The organism is Burkholderia sp. ABCPW 14 (assembly GCF_001523835.1).
GTDB classification, from domain to species: Bacteria; Pseudomonadota; Gammaproteobacteria; order Burkholderiales; family Burkholderiaceae; genus Burkholderia; species Burkholderia mayonis.
Genome location: NZ_LOVS01000179.1, coordinates 42766 through 60510 on the forward strand (window position 1 = coordinate 42766; position 17745 = coordinate 60510).

Consider the following 17745-nt stretch of genomic DNA (forward strand, 5'->3'; position numbering starts at 1 on the left):
TGCGTCGGCCGCTAGCGCGCGCCCGCCTGCGCGCGCGGCTGGGTCGGCTGGCCGAGCGCGCGCAGCGTCTCCTTGACCGTCGACACGCGCACCGCGAGATCCGGCGTGCGCGTCTCGATCCGCAGCTTGTCCTGGCCGGCGAGCTTGATGTGCCGGTGCTTCTGCACCATTTCGATGATCCGCATCGGATCGATCGGCGGATTCGGCACGAACTGCAGCCCGATCGCCGCCTCGCTCGCATCGATCTTCACGATCCCGAGCGGCTTCGCGGCAAGCCGCAGCCGGTGCGTCTCGACGAGCGCGTGCGCCTGCGGCGGCAGCTTGCCGAAGCGGTCGATCAGTTCCTCCTGGATGCCGTCGATCGAATCGCCGTGCTCGCAGTTCGCGAGCCGCTTGTACAGCGACAGCCGCTCCTGCACGTCGCCGCAATAGTCGGCGGGCAGGATCGCGGGCGCGTGCAGGTTGATCTCGGTCGTCGCGGCGAGCGGCGCGGTGAGGTCGGGCTCCTTGCCGTTCTTCAGCGCCTTCACCGCGTCGTTCAGCATCTCGGTGTAGAGCTGGAAGCCGATCTCGTGGATCTCGCCCGACTGCTTGTCGCCGAGCACCTCGCCCGTGCCGCGGATCTCGAGGTCGTGCATCGCGAGATAGAAGCCCGAGCCGAGCTCCTCCATCTGCTGGATCGCTTCGAGCCGCCGCTGCGCCTGCTTCGTCAGCGCCTGCGGATCGTGGACGAGCAGGTACGCGTACGCCTGGTGGTGCGAGCGGCCGACGCGCCCGCGCAACTGGTGAAGCTGCGCGAGGCCGAACTTGTCCGAGCGGTGCATGATGATCGTGTTCGCGCTCGGCACGTCGATGCCGGTTTCGATGATCGTCGTGCAGAGCAGCACGTTCGCGCGCTGCGCGACGAAATCGCGCATCACGCGTTCGAGCTCGCGTTCGTGCATCTGGCCGTGCGCGATCACGATCCGCGCTTCGGGCACGAGCGCCTCGAGCATCGCCTGGCGATTCTCGATCGTCTCGACCTCGTTGTGCAGGAAATACACCTGGCCGCCGCGCTTCAGCTCGCGCAGCATCGCCTCGCGGATCACGCTTTCTTCCTCGCGCCGCACGAAGGTCTTGATCGCGAGCCGCTTCTGCGGCGCGGTCGCGATCACCGAGAAATCGCGCAGCCCCTCGAGCGCCATCCCGAGCGTGCGCGGGATCGGCGTCGCGGTCAGCGTCAGCACGTCGACCTCCGCGCGCAGCGCCTTCAGCGTTTCCTTCTGGCGCACGCCGAAGCGGTGCTCCTCGTCGATGATCACGAGGCCGAGCCGCTTGAACTGCACGTCCGACGACAGCAGCTTGTGCGTGCCGATCACGATGTCGACGCTGCCTTCGTTGATCTGCGCGATCGCCGCGTTCACTTCCTTCGTCGACTTGAAGCGCGACAGCTCGGCGACCCGCACCGGCCAGTCGGCGAAGCGGTCGATGAAGGTCTGCGTGTGCTGCTCGGCGAGCAGCGTGGTCGGCGACAGGAGCGCGACCTGCTTGCCGCCCATCACCGCGATGAACGCTGCGCGCAGCGCGACTTCGGTCTTGCCGAAGCCGACGTCACCGCACACGAGGCGGTCCATCGGCTTGCCGCTCGTCATGTCGCCGATCACGGCCGCGATCGCCGCGGCCTGGTCGGGCGTCTCCTCGAAGCCGAAGCTCTCGGCGAACTTCACGTAGTCGCGCGGCTCGAGCGCGAATGCGTGGCCCTCGCGGGCCGCGCGGCGCGCATACAGGTTCAGCAGTTCGGCCGCGGTGTCGCGGATCTGCTGCGCGGCGCGGCGCTTCGCGCGCTCCCACTGGCCGGAGCCGAGCGCGTGCAGCGGCGCGCTGTCCGGGTCCGCGCCGCTGTAGCGCGAGATCACGTGCAGTTGCGCGACGGGCACGTACAGCTTGCTGTCGCCCGCATATTCGAGATGCAGGAACTCGGTGTCGCCTTCGCCGAGATCCATCGACACGAGGCCCATGTAGCGGCCGATGCCATGCTGCGCATGAACGACCGGGTCGCCGACCTTCAGCTCCGACAGGTCGCGCACCATCGCATCGACGTTGCTCGCTTGCTCTTGGCGGCGGCGCCCCGCGCGGCGGCCGAGCGCGCCGTACAGTTCGGTCTCGGTGACGATCGCGTAGCCTTCGCCCGGCACCGCGAAGCCGTTGGCGAGCGGCGCGACGCCGAGCGCGAAGCGTTCGTCGCTTTCGAGCCACGCGGCGAAGCTGTCGCTGCCCGCGGGCCGCAGACGGTGCTCGGCGAACAGTTGCGCGATCGTCTCGCGGCGGCCCGCCGATTCGACGGTGAAGAGCACGCGGTTTTCCGTCGTGTCGAGATACGCGGCGAGCGCGGCGAGCGGCGCGTCCGAGTGACGGTCGAGCGCGAGGCTCGGCAGCGGAGCGGCCCAGCCGCCCGACGGCTGCGCGGGCAGCGCGATGCGCGCGAACGGCTTCGCGAACGCGTAGAAATCCTGGTCGGACAGGAAAAGGCGCTGCGGCTCGAGGATCGGCCGCTCGCGGTCGTGCGACAGGAACGCGTAGCGCTGCTTCGTGTCGTTCGTGAAGCGCTTGATCGTCGCGTCGAGATCGCCCGCGAACACGAGATGCGCGCCGTCGGGCAGATAGTGGAAGAGCGTCGCCGTCTCGTCGAAGAAGAGCGGCAGATAGTATTCGATGCCGGCCGACGGCACGCCGTTGCCGATGTCCTTGTAGATCGGCGCGCGGCTCGGGTCGCCTTCGAACGTCTCGCGCCAGCGGCTTCTGAACGCGGTGCGCGCGGCCTCGTCGAACGGGAACTCGCGGCCGGGCAAGAGGCGCACGTCGCGCACCGGGTAGAGGCTTCGCTGCGTGTCCGGATCGAACGCGCGGATCGAGTCGACCTGATCGTCGAACAGGTCGATCCGGTACGGCAGCGGCGAGCCCATCGGGTACAGGTCGATCAGCGAGCCGCGCACGCAGTATTCGCCGGGCCGCACGACCTGGCTCACGTGCTCGTAGCCCGCGAGCGTCAACTGCGCCTTCAGCTTCGCCTCGTCGAGCCGCTCGCCCTGCGTGAACGCGAACGTATAGGCGGCCATGAACGACGCGGGCGGCATCCGGTAGAGCGCCGTCGTCGCGGGCACGAGCAGGATGTCGCAGCGGCCTTCGCCGAGGTCGTGCAGCGTGGCGAGCCGCTCGGACACGAGATCCTGGTGCGGCGAGAACGTGTCGTACGGCAGCGTCTCCCAGTCGGGAAGGACGCGCACGCGCGTGTCGGGCGCGAAGTAGCCGAGCTCTTGCGCGAGCCGCTGCGCGTCGACTGCGTTCGCGCAGATCACGGCGAGAAGCGGCACCTGCGCGCGATGCACGGCGAGGTAGCGGGCGATGACGAGCGCGTCGGCGGAGCCGTGCGCACCGTCGAACGCGAAGCGCTGGCCCGCTTTGACGAGCGCGACGGGGGACTGCGATGGGGAGGCGTTGTCTGGCATAACGAGCGGCTGGTTGGCGGACGCCGGATGGGGACGAGCTCGGCGCGGCTCATCACGGCGATAGACGTATTATAAAATCCGTCCTTCGATTTCATCTTTTCCTGTGTTTTCTCCTGTGACCTCCCGACTATTCGCACTGATTCCGTGCGCCGGCACCGGCAGCCGTTCCGGCTCCGCGCTGCCGAAGCAATACCGCACGCTCGCCGGACGCGCGCTGTTGCACTACACGCTCGCCGCGTTCGACGCGTGCAGCGAGTTCGCGCAGACGCTCGTCGTGATCTCGCCCGACGATCCTCATTTCGACGCGCGCCGCTTCGCCGGCCTGCGCTTCGCGGTGCGGCGCTGCGGCGGCGCGTCGCGGCAGGCGTCGGTGATGAACGGGCTGATCCAGCTCGCCGAATTCGGCGCGACGGACGCCGACTGGGTGCTCGTGCACGACGCCGCGCGCCCCGGCATCACGCCTGCGCTGATCCGCACGCTGATCGGCACGCTGAAGGACGATCCCGTCGGCGGCATTGTCGCGCTGCCGGTCGCCGATACGTTGAAGCGCGTGCCGGCGGGCACCGACGCGATCGAGCGCACCGAGCCGCGCGCCGGCCTCTGGCAGGCGCAGACGCCGCAGATGTTCCGCATCGGGATGCTGCGCGACGCGATCCAGCGCGCGCAGCTCGACGGCCACGACCTGACCGACGAAGCAAGCGCGATCGAATGGGCGGGCCATACGCCGCGCGTCGTGCAGGGCAGCCTGCGCAACTTCAAGGTCACGTATCCGGAGGATTTCGACCTCGCGGAAGCGATCCTCGCGCATCCGGCGCGCGCTTCCTGAATCGCATTTTCATCATCGCATCACACTCGGATCGAATCACATGGATTTCAGAATCGGACAAGGCTACGACGTGCATCAGCTCGTTCCCGGGCGGCCGCTCATCATCGGCGGCGTGACGATCCCGTACGAGCGGGGGCTCCTCGGCCACTCGGACGCGGACGTGCTGCTGCACGCGATCACCGATGCGCTTTTCGGCGCGGCGGCGCTCGGCGACATCGGCCGTCATTTCTCCGACACCGATCCGCGCTTCAAGGGCGCCGACAGCCGCACGCTGCTGCGCGAATGCGCGGCGCGCGTCGCGCAGGCGGGCTTTTCGATCCGCAACGTCGACAGCACCGTCATCGCGCAGGCGCCGAAGCTCGCGCCGCACATCGACGTGATGCGCGCGAACATCGCGGCCGATCTCGGCTTGCCGCTCGATCGCGTGAACGTGAAGGCGAAGACCAACGAGAAGCTCGGCTACCTTGGACGCGGCGAGGGCATCGAGGCGCAGGCGGCGGCGCTCGTCGTGCGCGAGGCGGCGGCATAATCGACTGCTAGGCGGCTTGGGTGGCTTGGGTGGCTTGGGTGGCTTGGGCGGCTTGGGTGGCTTGGGTGGCATGGGCGATTCGGGCGATTCGGGCGGCCTGAACGGCGGCGCGAGGCTCCCCTGCTGGCGGGTCGCCGGGAAGCGATCGGCGCGAAGGACATCGCCGAATCGGCGAATTGCCGCAGACGCTCGAAAAGGCGTAGATGCCTGGAGCGTTCGAAGCGATTCAAACCATGCGGTCGATGCGATCCGACGTGCGACGAAGCAAGCCATGCGGCGAGCCACGTTGCGCGCAAGGGCGCAAAGCGCCGAAGAAATCGACCGACCCGGGCAACCGGCGCGCGCCCGCCGCGCCACCGTCCTGGTGCGCGAGCACAAACAAAAACGCCACGCGACAGATGCGCGTGGCGTTTTTTGTTGCGGCGACGGCCGTCATCGCACCGTCATCGCATTCACTGGCCTTCGGCGGCGATCACCTGCGCGGCGGCGTTGATCACCGACGCGATGCGGCCGACGTCGCGCAGCTGCGTGACGGTCATCCCTTGTTCGTTCTTCAGGAGCGCGTAGTGCGACTTCACGCAGAAGTGGCACTTGCCGACGATCGACGCGGCGAGCGCATACATCTCGAACTTGCGCTTGTCGACGCCGCCGTGCGACGCATACGCGCCCATCCGCAGCTCGGCGCGCTGCGTCTTCAGGTCGGCGTCGTCGGCCATCTCGACATACGGATACCAGGTGTTGTTCATCCCCATCAGCGCGGCTGCCGTCAGCGCCGCGTGGGTTTCCTCGGGCGACAGCACGCCCGCTTCGCGGATCGCGTTGACGAGGACGGTGCTCTTCGCCGCGAACGCCGCCGCAAGGGCCACGCCGACCGCGTCGGCGCCTTCGAGCGACGAGCGCGAGATCGTGCCGTCGAGGTTCAGGCGAATGTCCTTCGCGTAGTCGGGAATTCGCGCCTTAATCGAATCGATGAATTCCATTGATATCTCCTATGATTGGGCCGTTAAAAAAGCCCGCAGGCATGACGCAGCGCCGCGGGCTTTCGTGCATCGAACGCTTACAGCGTCGCGCCGCCGATCGCGCGGTTGCACGGGCAGAGTTCGTCCGTTTGCAGACCGTCGAGAATGCGCAGGATTTCTTCCGGGCTGCGGCCGACGTTCAGGTTGTTCACCGACACGTGCTGGATCGTGTTGTCCGGGTCGACGATGAACGTCGCGCGCAGCGCCACGCCGGCTTCCTTGTCGCGCACGCCGAGCTGGTCGATCAGCTCGCCCTTGACGTCGCCGAACGAGTAGTGGTTCAGCTTGTCGAGATCCTTGTGCTCACGGCGCCATGCGAGCTTGACGAATTCGTTGTCCGAGCTGCCGCCGAGCAGGACGGCGTCGCGCTCTTCGAACTGCTTCGTGAGCTTCGCGAATTCGACGATTTCCGTCGGGCAGACGAACGTGAAGTCCTTCGGGTAGAAGTAGACGACCTTCCACTTGCCCGGGAACGACGCTTCGGTGACCGTCTCGAAGGCCGACTGGCCATTTTCTTCATGGTTGTTGAAGCCCGGCTTCGCGGCTACAACGGTGAAAGCTTCGAGTTTATCGCCCACGGTTTTCATGCGGATGCTCCTGTGTGAGTTGGGAAAAACGGCTACCTGCGGTCAAGCTACCGATGCGCTGCAACGTCTCCGTGACAGCATAGGGAAAACTATAACTCTATTAAATTTTTCTATCAATAGATTTTAGCTAACGAACCTCATAGAAATTTTCAAAGATGCCGATAGGGTTCGACCATCGGATGAGGGATTCGTCGTGCGTCACGCGACCGCACGCGCTTTCGCGCTCGGAAACTCCAGCGTGACTTCGAGGCCGGCGTCGGGCGCGCGGTTGCGCAGCCGCAGCGTGCCGCGGTAGCGGTTGACGAGGCGCAGCACGATCGCCATCCCGAGCCCGGTGCCGTCGGCTTGGCTGCGTGCGGCATCGACACGGTAGAACGGGCGCATCACGAGCGGCAACTGATCCTCGGGGATGCCGGGGCCCTCGTCGGCGACGACGAGCTCGACGCGCGCATGCGTCACGCGCGTCTCCAGCAGGATGCGCGCGATGCCGTCCTTCGTGCTCTGCCCGTACTTGCGCGCATTCTCGACGAGATTGCCGATCACGCGGCGCATGTCCGTCTCGTCCGCCTCGATGACGGCGGCGGGCGCGAGGCGTATGTCGAGCTGCACGCCGTCCTCGCTCACGATCCGCGCGGCGACCTCGCGCGCGACGTGCGACAGGTCGACGGGCTCCGGCGTGCGCTGCGCGGGGCGCGCGTAGTCGATGAACGCGGCGATGATGCGGTCCATCTGCTCGATGTCGTCGACCATCGCGTCCTTTGTCGCCTGGTCGGACGGGCTCATCTCGGTCTCGAGCCGCAGCCGCGCGAGCGGCGTGCGCAGGTCGTGCGAGATCCCCGCCAGCATCAGCGCGCGGTCCGCCTCGAGCTGCTCGAGGTCGCGCACCATCTGGTTGAAGCTGCGGTTGGTGTCGGCGGCGACGCCCATCCCGCGCTCGGGCAGCGGCTCCGGCGTCTGGCCGGAGCCCACCTTGCGCGCGGCGAGCGCGAGCCGCGAGAACGGCTGGTTCACGAGGCTCGTGATGAACGCCGAGCCGAACAGCGACAGCGCGAGCGCGAAGAGGCCCCAGCCCGCCCATTGCAGGCCGGTGACGGTGTCGAGCTGATCGCGGTCGAGCGCGACCCAGTAGTCGTCGTCGTCGATCTTGAAACTGATCCACACGCCGGCGATGTCGTTGACCGATTGCGCGATCACCGTGTCGTCGCCCAGGCGGCTGCGGATGTCGTGCTCGATCAGCCGGTTCAGCGACTCGTCGGGCTGCAGCTTGAACTTGTCAGTCTTTTCGCGCGGATAGACGCGCACGCCCTCGTTGCTCTCGAGATCCTGCAACAGCGCGCGGCGCAGGTCGGGATCGGAATAGAGGAGGGCCGTGCGCGTGAGCTTCACGATCGCGACGAGCTGCAACGCGACGCGCTGCGCGCGCGGCTCGCGCTCGATCACCCGGAAGCTCTGGAACCACGCGGCAAGACTCACTGCGATCAACAGCGCGATCAGCAGGAAGGTGCGCCAGAACAGCCCGCCGAACACGAGCGTCAAAAGGCGCCGGTCGATACGCATAGGACTGGCTGTCTAACTGGCGTCAAAGGGCGTGGCGTCGGAGGCGCGTGCCGCGTCGAAACGGAATTCAGGCCGCACCGTCGGGGATGAACACGTAGCCGAGACCCCACACCGTCTGGATAAAGCGCGGGCTGCCCGGATCCGGCTCGATCAGCTTGCGCAGGCGCGAGATCTGCACGTCGAGGCTGCGGTCGAACACTTCGTACTCGCGGCCGCGCGCGAGCTCCATCAGCTTTTCGCGCGACAGCGGCTGGCGCGGATGGCGCGCGAACACCTTCAGCACGGAGAATTCGCCCGTCGTGAGCGGAATCTCCTGGCCGGATTTCGTGAGCGTGCGCGTCGCGAGGTTCAGTGCGAACTCGCCGAACTCGAACACCTCGGTCGTTTCGGAGGGCGCGCCCGGCAGTTCGGCGGGCGCCTGGCGGCGCAGCACCGCGTGAATGCGTGCGACGAGCTCGCGCGGATTGAACGGCTTCGGCAGGTAGTCGTCGGCGCCCATCTCGAGGCCGACGATGCGGTCGACATCCTCGCCCTTCGCGGTGAGCATGATGATCGGCGTGCGGTCGTTGCTGCCGCGCAGGCGGCGGCAGATCGACAGGCCGTCCTCGCCCGGCAGCATCAGGTCGAGCACGAGTAGATCGAAACGTTCGCGCACCCAGAGCTTGTTCATCGCCGTCGCGTTCTCGGCGACGTACACGTTGAAGCCCTGCTCGCCGAGATAGCGGCGCAGCAGATCGCGCAGGCGCGGGTCGTCGTCGACGACGAGAATTTTCGAGGGGTTTTTCGTTTCCATGAGTGGCATCTTATCGCGATTAGGAAAAACCGCGAGGTTGCGGCTTTCGACGGGTTACAGTCAGTTACAAAATTTACCCGCGCTATTGTGCCGAGTAAAGACAGTCGCGACAGACTCCTTTACTCGAAGACGACATTCGGTGGATACTCCCTCCACTTAACATTTACATGGTTTGCACGCCCGATTCTCGCAGGGTTTGTACGTGTGCCAAAGGTAGCCGGTTGCCGCGTGACGAAGGGAACAAAACGACGAAAGAGGCGAGGCCAGTGATGCGGCCGACGAAGATGGCGTTCGTGCTGGCGCTCGCGTGCGTCGGCTTCCTCGCTTCGGAGTTCGCCTGTGCGCAGCGCCCGGATCGCGGCGCGGCGTCGTCGCACAAGGTGCCGCGCGGCAAGGGCGCACCGGCGCGTGCCGCGTCGCCCGATCGCGGCGAGCCCCCCTCCCGCTCGGCCGCCGTCCCGCCCGATCTCGATCAGCGGCGCCGCGACGGCCACATGACGCCGGAAGAACGGCATCTCTTGCGCCAGCACATCGAGGACGCCGTCCGCGAACTATACAAGCGTTGAATCGTTAAATCCTGCGCGTCGTCGGGCGCTGGCCGCCCTGAAAAACTCCGTATCAATTCGATCGTCAACTGCGCGTCGTCGCGAGCCGTTGAATCGCCATCACCGACGGTCGCGCGCCGCGCGAGCTGCCGTGGTTTTCCTCTTTCGGAGAACGGTCGACGATGAGCGATTCGAGCACGGCCGGGCGGTCCCCGGCGAAGGCGGACCGGATGCCGGCCTCGATGCAGGCGCTTCTCGACGCGGACGACGCGCGCTTCCTGCTGACGCGCACCGGCTTCTCGCCGCCGCCGCGCGACGTCGCGCATTTCGTTGGAATGACGCGCACGCAGGCGCTCGCCGAATTGCTCGCCGGCACGCGCACGCAAAGCGTCACGCCGCCGCCCGACTGGGTGCGCGAGTTGCCGCCGTCGCGCGCGGCGCGCGCCGCGTTCACGCCCGACGAGCGGCGCGCGGAGCAGCAGTTGCGCAACCGCCGCTACGACGAGTTGCGCGCGTGGTGGGTGCGCGAGATGCTCGTGACGCCGTCACCGCTCACCGAGCGGATGACGCTCTTCTGGCACAACCACTTCACGTCCGGCCAGGACAAGGTACCGTTTCCGCAAACGATTGCGGCGCAAAACGCGCTGCTGCGCGCCGATGCGCTCGGCAACTTCGGCGCGATGCTGCACGGCGTCGCGAAAGATCCGGCGATGCTGCAATACCTCGACGGCGCGAGCAATCGCAAGGGCCGGCCGAACGAGAACTTCGCGCGCGAGGTGATGGAACTTTTCACGCTCGGCGAAGGCCACTATACGCAGCGCGACGTGTCCGAGGCCGCGCGCGCGTACACCGGCTGGGGGCTCGATCCCGATACGCTCGCGTACGCGTTCCGGCCGAACGTTCACGACGACGGCATGAAGACCGTGCTCGGCGAAGCCGGGCGCTTCGACGGCGACGCGGTGCTCGACATCCTGCTCGCCCGTCCCGAGACTGCGCGCTTCGTCGTTGCGAAGCTGTGGCGCGAATTCATCTCCGATACGCCCGATTCCGACGTCGTCGAGCACGTCGCCGCGCGATTCAGGCAGAGCGGCTACGACATCAAGGCGGCGCTCGCGGGGCTGCTGTCGTCGGATGCGTTCTGGGCCGATCGCAATCGCGGCGTGCTCGTCAAGTCGCCGGCGGAGCTCGTGGCCGGCACCGTGCGGCTCTTCGACGTCGGCTATGGCGACGCCGCGCCGCTCGCGAGCACGCTGCGCACGCTCGGCCAGAACCTGTTCTACCCGCCGAACGTGAAGGGGTGGCCGGGCGGCGCGATCTGGATCAACAGCTCGACGCTGCTTGCGCGCAAGCAGTTCGTCGAGCAGATGATGCGCGCGACGGAGGCGCCCGGCATGCGCGCGGCGCCCGGTTCCCACGACATGGCCGGCAAGCCGGTGCCGATGCGGCGAGGAATGCGCTTCGATCTCGACGCGTGGCTCGCCGCGTATCGGACGAAGCCGCAGGCGCAGCCGGACCTGTCGATGGCGTTGCAGATGCAGCATGCGGTGCTGCCGATTTCGCCCGTCGCGGCGATCGAGGCCGGCGCGACGAGCAGCGCGTATTTGCAGGCGCTGCTGATGGACCCGGCGTATCAACTGAAGTGACGAACATGAAAACGACGACGAGGCGATGCCGCGCGACGCGGCGATCCGCAGGGCGCGTCGAACGCAGAACGAGGAAAGCAGGATGAAACGACGCGATTTTCTGGCCTTGGCGAGTCTCGCCGGGGCCGCGGGCGTATCGCTCTCGATGCCGCACGCATGCGCGGCCACGGCGGCCGGCGCGGCGTCTGCCGTGCACGGCGCGTTTGCGCGTGCATCGGGCGCCGTGAGCTATTCGAACCTGCTGATTCTCGTCGAGCTGAAGGGCGGCAACGACGGGCTCAACACGGTGATCCCGTATGCGGACGCGCTATACCGCACGCTGCGTCCGACGATCGGCGTCAAGCGCGAGCAGGTCGTGCAACTCGACGAGCGCAGCGCGTTGCATCCGGCACTCGCGCCGCTCGTGCCGATCTGGCGCGACGGGCGGCTGGCGATCGTCGACGGCGTCGGCTATCCGCAGCCGAATCTGTCGCATTTCCGCTCGATCGAGATCTGGGATACCGCGTCGCGCGCCGATCAGTATCTGCGCGAAGGCTGGCTCACGCGCGCGTTCGCGCAGGCGGGCGTGCCGCCTGGCTTCGCCGCCGACGGCGTCGTGCTCGGCAGCGCGGAGATGGGGCCGCTCGCGAACGGCGCGCGCGCGATCGCGCTCGTCAATCCCGCGCAGTTCATTCGCGAGGCGCGGCTCGTGCAGCCCGTGTCGCTGCGCGAGCAGAATCCCGCGCTCGCCCACGTGATCGACGTGGAGAACGACATCGTCAAGGCGGCCGACCGGCTGCGTCCGCACGCGGGCATGCCCGCGCTCGCGACCGCGTTTCCGGCCGGGCCGTTCGGCACGTCGGTGAAGACCGCGATGCAGGTGCTCGCCGCGTGCGACACGCCGCAGCGCACGCCAATGCCGGGGCAGGGAGTCGCGGTGCTGCGCCTTACGCTGAGCGGCTTTGACACGCACCAGAACCAGCCCGGCCAGCAGGCGGGGTTGCTGAAGCAACTGGCGGAAGGGCTCGTCGCGATGCGCTCGGCATTGACGGAGCTCGGGCGCTGGAACAATACGCTCGTGATGACGTATGCGGAGTTCGGCCGGCGCGCGCGGGAGAATCAGAGCAACGGCACCGATCACGGCACGGCCGCGCCGCATTTCGTGATGGGCGGGCGCGTGCGCGGCGGCCTGTACGGTGCGCCGCCCGCGCTCGCGCGGCTCGATGGCAACGGCAACCTGCCCGTCGCGGTCGACTTTCGTCAACTCTATGCGACGGTGCTCGGCCCGTGGTGGGGGCTCGACGCGACGAGCGTCCTGCAGCAGCGCTTCAAGCCGCTGCCGTTGTTGCGCGCGTGACGGGCGGCGCGCGTCAGCGGCGCCGCGCGGCGCGCCATGCGATCCACAGCTTGCGGATCGGCGTGAGCGCGAGCCGCTGGTGCAGCACCTGGAAGCCGTCGCGCTCGATCTCGTCGAGTACCGCGAGCGCGAGCGCGCCGAGCGCGCGCAGCGTGCGCTGCGTAGGGCGCTCGCTGGCGGGGATGCCGGACAGCGACGTGTTGAGCGCATCGCGCGCACGCGAGGCCTGGAAGCGCATCAATTCGGTGTACGCGGGGCTGTAGCGGCGGTTGAGGAGGTCGGCCGCCGTCACGCCGTAGCGCTGCAGTTCGTCGATCGGAATGTAGATGCGGCCGTGGCGCGCGTCCTGCCCCAAATCCTGTACGAATTGCGCGAGCGTCAGTGCGTGCCCGAGCGGCTGCGCCCAGCGCGCGTCGTCCGCGGCCGGCCGACTCGCGCTCGCGCGCGCGACGAGCCCCGCGAACGTGCCCCCCGTATGGTCGACGTAGCGGCGCAGGTTCGCGAAGTCCAGATAGCGTGCCTGCTCGAGATCCATCCCATAGCCGGCGACGAGCGTTTGCAGCGCGTCGACTTCGCGTGCGATGTCCGGATGGTGCGCGGCGAGCGCCTGCGATACCGGATGCGACGGATTGCCGGCCGCGAGCGCGGCGAGTTCCTTTTGCCACCACGCGAGTTTCGTGTGACCGATGGTTGGATCGCTGACTTCCTTCACCGTCTGTTCGAGCTCGCGTCGCAGCGCGAAGAGCGCGGCGACGAGCGGCTGGCGCGCGAGCGGCGCCTGACGCAGTGCATAGTAGATGCTGGAGCCGGGCGGTGCGGCTTTCTGCTGGCAGTATTCGTCGAAATTCACGGGGACAGGAACGAGTGGGGCGAGATCGGCTCGGACGGGCGCGGGGCCGTTCGACGGCGCGGCGTCGCGGCCGCCTCGCGGAGACATCGGCGGATTCTAGCATCGCGGCAAAGGAGACGCCGGCCGCTAGAGACAAGCGCAGGGAGATCGGTTAGAATCTCGCGCTCGCGCTTTTCGGGCGGTCGCGGCAGCGACGCGCAAGCCCGTTCGGCGCAGTATTTTTCGCGTGCGTGAGTGGCGAAATTGGTAGACGCACCAGGTTTAGGTCCTGACGCCCGCAAGGGTGTGCCGGTTCGAGTCCGGCCTCACGCACCATCAAGCATTTCCATACGACACCCAAAATCACCATAAGGCATTTGTTTTTCAATGGCTTGTGTCGATTTTCGCGGTTGCCTTCCTCCTCCTGATCGCCACACGAAAACACGCTAAACCACGCCCCGCTACGCAGGGGGTTACGCATGGCGTCGTTCGCAACGACCGCGGCTGGCGGCTGGCGCGCAGAAGTCTACATCAAGGGCGTTTGGGACTCGGCCTCCGTGATGCGAAAGCCGAGGCTCAAGCCCGGGCGCTCAAGCGCGAGACTGAATTGCGATCGATCGCTGCCGGATAGGGCAGCAAAACTCATACGCATCGCGATTCCGCGGTTTTTTCGCAGGCGGGAATCATCTTTCTATATGAACCTGATACGCGCTTGCCAACGCGCGACGCGAATGAAATTCGACAAAAAAAGCCGCCGGATCGCAGTTGATACGTTTCTTGATGGCCCTTGGGCGCCGCCTTGATCTCGTTTGCGGAAAGCATCCGGCCGGGTGTCCATGCCGGATGAGGCTTCGGCGATCGCGATGGGGTAGCCGGCAGTGCTGGTGAACCCGAATGTAGGAAATGACCGTGCCAAAAGTGAATCGTTTTGAATGCATCGGGTAGAAATTGGAAAATTCAAATATGCCTTTGAATGCAAATGATATTTCACCGATGCAAAAGAGGGCGTCTCGGTACAGTGCCAATCGGCGTGTTTCAAACATGAGGCACAAAGTGCTCGCCGAAATTAACGGGGCGAATCGAGCAGTGTGGAAAATCCACATTTCTCTTTGCATTCAGCCGCTTGTCGGCTTGGCATCGCCGATGCGTGATGGTTTGCCGGATTGGCGCAGTCGGCCAAGCCGTCCCCCCATCACCTCAGGAGAATTCCATGAGCAAAACTCTATTGGCGTCCGCTGCAGTCCTCGCCCTAGGATTCAGCGGCTACGCGATGGCGAACCCATGTGGCGATAGCCAAACGTCATGCAATCAGCGATCCGATGACGGATCCAACAGCCTGTCCAACACAGTAAGCTCGGCTCAAACCAGTACCGCCGGGTCCAATGCAAATGAAATCTCGTCTGGCTCAAGGGTCTATCAGGATTCCTATAACACCTCCAAGATCGTCGCAATCAGCAAGCTCGACGGATTCGTGAGCAACGTCCAAATCCATGGCATCGGCAACCAGGCGACCAACTGGGGCGACGCCAGCGGCGGACGCGGCGGCAGGGGGGGCGCCGGTTCTGGCTATGGCGGCACGGGTGGAAACGCCGGCGCAGGCGGCTTGGGCGGCGCGGGCGGCAGTGGGGGCAGCGCGCACGACGGCAGCGCCACTGCGGGCAACGCCAGCAACGGCCGCGTGACGGCCGGCAACGGCAATGCCGGTAGCGGCGGGGACGGCGGCTCACCTTCCGCCACCGGTGGGCAAGGCGGCGATGCCAGTGCCACTGGCGGCAGGAGCGTCGGCAGGGGCGCAGGCGCAATCGCAGCTTCGGTCGGACTGGGCGGCGACGGCACGGGCAGCGGCTCAGGCCATGGCGCCGGCATGGGCAGCGGTAGCACCGGGCGTGCCACCGCCACGACACGCGGCGGTGGAGCAGCAACGGCATCAGGCGGCGGCACAGGAACTGGCACCGGCACCGGTACCGGTACCGGCACGGGTAGCGGCGTAGGCGGCGCGGGGTCGGCGGGTGCATCGATGGCTTCGGGCGGAGCAGGCTCGGGCACGGGTGGCTTGGCGACAGCTTCGGGTGGCGCGGGCGGCACGGCGACGGCCAGCGCGGGCAGCGGCGGCGGAGGCGGCGCGGGCACGGGCGGCAACGCGACCAACGGCGACAATTCGACGTCGGCTAGCAACGGCAACGCGATCGCAGGCAACGGTGCGGGTGGCGGGGTCGGCGCGGCAGGCGGCGCAGGCGGCACCGGCAGCGGCGGCACCGGTAACGGCGCAGCCGGCGGCGCGGGTGGCGCAGGGGGATCCAACACCGTCAATGCGGGGTCGTTCAGCATTTCCAACGCAATGGCGAGCGTCGGACAAAGCGCAGCCGGCATCATGGTTGCCAACCAGAACAGCGGCATGGCGTCGCTCGTCCAGCAGGCTGTGACCGTGCAGGCGAACCTGACCGTCGGGCGTTAGAACAGCCCGTCAGCACAGATGAACCATGCGAATTGCCGTGGGGTGCTGGCCATCCCACGGCTATCGTTCCATGGCCAGACGGACAAGACGGACGGCGGGGGCGAGTGGGCCGAATGGCCGGCCCGCCGTCATCGTCGAATTTCGTCCCGATTTCCGTCGGTCGACGGTCACGCAAATTCCGCTCTCCGCGCGTGCTTGGTTCGAGCAAGCTCGCGCGGGGCGCAAGGAGACAACCATGCGAGTGCGAAAGGCATTTTCGCTGGCGATATTGCCTGCGGTGCTGCTGCTGCCGGGTTTGACGGCTCAGGCGGCGCCTGACGAGTCACGATCAATTGCCATGGATGCGCCTGTGCGTGCTGCGTCGAGTTCTGCGCCTTCCGCACCGGTTGCACTCGTGGACGGCGCTGTGCTCGCTACAGCCGCGGTCGTCGCGCCGCCTGCCGCAGGCGCCGCGACCGCGCACGAGGACAGCTTCGGGGTCGCGATGACTCCCGAGCAACTCGACGAGCATCGGGGCGGCGATGCGCTGGTCGGCCAGAACTATCTGACCGGCGTGGTTTCCGACAACACTGCGAGCAGGGTTTCGACGGGTTCGAATTCGATTGCCGACGGGTCGTTCGCCAATTCGAGCGGCTTGCCGACGGTCATTCAGAATACCGGCGCCAACGTGCTGATTCAGAACGCAACGGTACTCAACGTGCGCTTCGGAAACTGAGCGATGAAACACTTTGCTGCAGTGTCGATGGCGTCGCTCGCGTGCGCGGTATCCTGCCCGGCCGCACATGCGGACGAGATGACCGTCGTCGATCCGGCGGGCGCGGGCTACGCGATGCGAGTCACGAGTCTCAAGGAGGCGCGCTTCAAGCGGACCGTCAGGCAGCAGTACGATTTCAGTTGCGGGTCGGCCGCGGTCGCGACGCTGCTGACTTACCAGTACAACTATCCGATGAACGAGGAGATTGCCTTCGCGCAGATGTGGGGGAACGGCAATCAGGAGAAGATCCGTCGCCAGGGATTCTCGCTGCTCGACATCCGGCGCTTTCTCGAGGCGCGCGGGTTCGTCGCGGACGGCTACGAACTGCCGCTGCAAACGCTCGCAAACACGAACACACCGGCGATCGTGTTGATCACCGAGAACGGCTATCACCATTTCGTGGTCGTCAAGGGGCTGCGCAACGGGCGTGTGCTGATCGGCGATCCGGCCACTGGCACGCGACCGATCCCGCAGGCAAGTTTCGAGCAGAAATGGGAAGACCATGTGCTGTTCGTGATTCACAACAAGCCCGAACTCGCGGTGTTCAACGATCCACGCGACTGGCGCGTCGCGCCGAGCGCGCCGCTTTACACCGGCATCAACCGCGACGGCCTGTACAACGTGACGGTTCCCAAGCATGGCCCGAGTGACTTTTGAGGACTGTCATGAGATCAGAGACCAGAAAGTTAGCCAGCGTCGCTACGATTGTGTGCGGCGGGATTGCGTCCACGGGCGCAGGGGCGATGCAGAATGGATCGCCGGCTGTGACCGTCGAACGTGTCGCGCAGATGAGCGGCGCATTGTCGGCATCCGAGACGAGAGGGGGCGCCGAAATCGCGCCGGCAGCGCCGCGGGCCGAGGTGACGCCCATCTCGTATGCCGCGCCGATCGCGATTCCGGAGCGCGCGGTCAGATCCTTCGCATCGGAGTCCGATCTCGCGCGGGACGATCGGAGTTGGCCTGCGGGCGTCGCGGTCGCGCTTAGCGATGAACGCCTCGACGCGATGCGCGGCGGCTTCGATCTGCCGGGCGGACTGAAGGTCTCGTTCGGCGTGTCGCGTGCCGCATTCGTGAATGGCAATCTGGTCACGGCGACCAACTTCAACATTCCGGACATCAGTCAGATCACCGCGCAACAGGCTCAGGCGCTGGCGGCCTCGAACGCGGGCGCGCTGATTCAGATTGGCCGCGGCAACGCCGTGCAGCCCGGCGTGCTGCCGGCGCTGACCGGCTCGGTGATCCAGAACACGTTGAACAATCAGCGCATCCAGGCGCTGACCACGATCAACACGTCCGTCAACACGCTGTCGATGTTCAAGAACCTGAATATCATGTCGACGCTCAACAACGCGCTTACCAGCGCGTTGCCGGGCAGGTGAGCGGGTGG

Annotated in this window: 17 protein-coding genes and 1 tRNA gene; 11 read left to right on the forward strand and 7 right to left on the reverse strand. The window is 66.7% G+C overall.

Going from position 1 to position 17745, the window contains the following annotated elements:
* Positions 1–11: 11 nt before the first annotated feature.
* Positions 12–3485, reverse strand: a complete 3474-nt coding sequence (gene mfd, locus WS62_RS27115) for a transcription-repair coupling factor (RefSeq protein ID WP_066577463.1) — start codon at positions 3483–3485, stop codon at positions 12–14.
* 115 nt (positions 3486–3600) lie between these two features.
* Here mfd and ispD point away from each other — a divergent pair, with 115 nt between their 5' ends.
* Positions 3601–4311, forward strand: a complete 711-nt coding sequence (gene ispD / locus WS62_RS27120; RefSeq protein ID WP_066491791.1) for a 2-C-methyl-D-erythritol 4-phosphate cytidylyltransferase — start codon at positions 3601–3603, stop codon at positions 4309–4311.
* A 40-nt stretch (positions 4312–4351) separates the two neighbouring features.
* Positions 4352–4840: a 2-C-methyl-D-erythritol 2,4-cyclodiphosphate synthase gene (gene ispF, locus WS62_RS27125; RefSeq protein ID WP_066577468.1), complete on the forward strand. Its 489-nt coding sequence runs from the start codon at positions 4352–4354 to the stop codon at positions 4838–4840.
* Positions 4841–5066: 226 nt separating this feature from the next.
* Here the strand turns inward: ispF and WS62_RS37010 are convergent, their stop codons facing one another.
* From WS62_RS37010 to ompR, 5 genes are all read right to left on the reverse strand, one after another.
* Entirely contained in the window at positions 5067–5276 is a 210-nt protein-coding gene (locus WS62_RS37010) for a hypothetical protein (RefSeq protein WP_066577471.1), read from the reverse strand.
* 16 nt (positions 5277–5292) lie between these two features.
* Positions 5293–5820 (reverse strand): carboxymuconolactone decarboxylase family protein, encoded by a 528-nt coding sequence (locus WS62_RS27135; protein ID WP_066577474.1) that lies wholly within the window; start codon positions 5818–5820, stop codon positions 5293–5295.
* A 77-nt stretch (positions 5821–5897) separates the two neighbouring features.
* The gene (locus WS62_RS27140; protein ID WP_059470549.1) at positions 5898–6446 is read right to left on the reverse strand and encodes a peroxiredoxin; all 549 of its coding nucleotides are present in this window, start codon (positions 6444–6446) and stop codon (positions 5898–5900) included.
* Between the two features lie 198 nt (positions 6447–6644).
* Entirely contained in the window at positions 6645–8003 is a 1359-nt protein-coding gene (locus WS62_RS27145; protein WP_066577477.1) for an ATP-binding protein, read from the reverse strand.
* Positions 8004–8070: 67 nt separating this feature from the next.
* On the reverse strand, positions 8071–8805 hold the full coding sequence (ompR, locus tag WS62_RS27150; RefSeq protein WP_442855109.1) for an osmolarity response regulator transcription factor OmpR: 735 nt from the start codon (positions 8803–8805) through the stop codon (positions 8071–8073).
* 78 nt (positions 8806–8883) lie between these two features.
* Here ompR and WS62_RS35140 point away from each other — a divergent pair, with 78 nt between their 5' ends.
* From WS62_RS35140 to WS62_RS27165, 4 genes are all read left to right on the forward strand, one after another.
* Complete coding sequence (locus WS62_RS35140; protein ID WP_010104413.1) at positions 8884–9066, forward strand: hypothetical protein; 183 nt, start codon at positions 8884–8886, stop codon at positions 9064–9066.
* The gene (locus WS62_RS27155; RefSeq protein WP_066577483.1) at positions 9066–9362 is read left to right on the forward strand and encodes a hypothetical protein; all 297 of its coding nucleotides are present in this window, start codon (positions 9066–9068) and stop codon (positions 9360–9362) included. The genes WS62_RS35140 and WS62_RS27155 overlap by 1 nt, the downstream gene beginning before the upstream one ends.
* A gap of 209 nt (positions 9363–9571) precedes the next feature.
* Entirely contained in the window at positions 9572–10984 is a 1413-nt protein-coding gene (locus WS62_RS27160; protein WP_082721333.1) for a DUF1800 domain-containing protein, read from the forward strand.
* A gap of 82 nt (positions 10985–11066) precedes the next feature.
* Positions 11067–12320: a DUF1501 domain-containing protein gene (locus WS62_RS27165; RefSeq protein WP_066577590.1), complete on the forward strand. Its 1254-nt coding sequence runs from the start codon at positions 11067–11069 to the stop codon at positions 12318–12320.
* A gap of 13 nt (positions 12321–12333) precedes the next feature.
* Here WS62_RS27165 and WS62_RS27170 read toward each other — a convergent pair whose 3' ends face one another.
* Positions 12334–13170, reverse strand: a complete 837-nt coding sequence (locus tag WS62_RS27170; protein WP_066577591.1) for a squalene/phytoene synthase family protein — start codon at positions 13168–13170, stop codon at positions 12334–12336.
* Between the two features lie 228 nt (positions 13171–13398).
* Here WS62_RS27170 and WS62_RS27175 point away from each other — a divergent pair.
* The 5 genes from WS62_RS27175 (at position 13399) to WS62_RS38475 (ending at position 17737) form a co-directional block, all read left to right on the forward strand.
* A tRNA-Leu gene (locus WS62_RS27175) sits at positions 13399–13485 on the forward strand.
* Positions 13486–14359: 874 nt separating this feature from the next.
* A complete protein-coding gene (locus WS62_RS27180; protein ID WP_082721334.1) occupies positions 14360–15604 on the forward strand; it encodes a hypothetical protein in 1245 nt (414 codons plus the stop codon).
* 235 nt (positions 15605–15839) lie between these two features.
* Positions 15840–16319, forward strand: coding sequence for a hypothetical protein (locus WS62_RS38470; RefSeq protein WP_066577488.1), 480 nt, complete (start codon positions 15840–15842; stop codon positions 16317–16319).
* A 3-nt stretch (positions 16320–16322) separates the two neighbouring features.
* Positions 16323–17015 (forward strand): C39 family peptidase, encoded by a 693-nt coding sequence (locus WS62_RS27190; RefSeq protein WP_066577491.1) that lies wholly within the window; start codon positions 16323–16325, stop codon positions 17013–17015.
* Between the two features lie 347 nt (positions 17016–17362).
* On the forward strand, positions 17363–17737 hold the full coding sequence (locus WS62_RS38475; protein ID WP_156441161.1) for a hypothetical protein: 375 nt from the start codon (positions 17363–17365) through the stop codon (positions 17735–17737).
* Positions 17738–17745 lie beyond the last annotated feature (8 nt).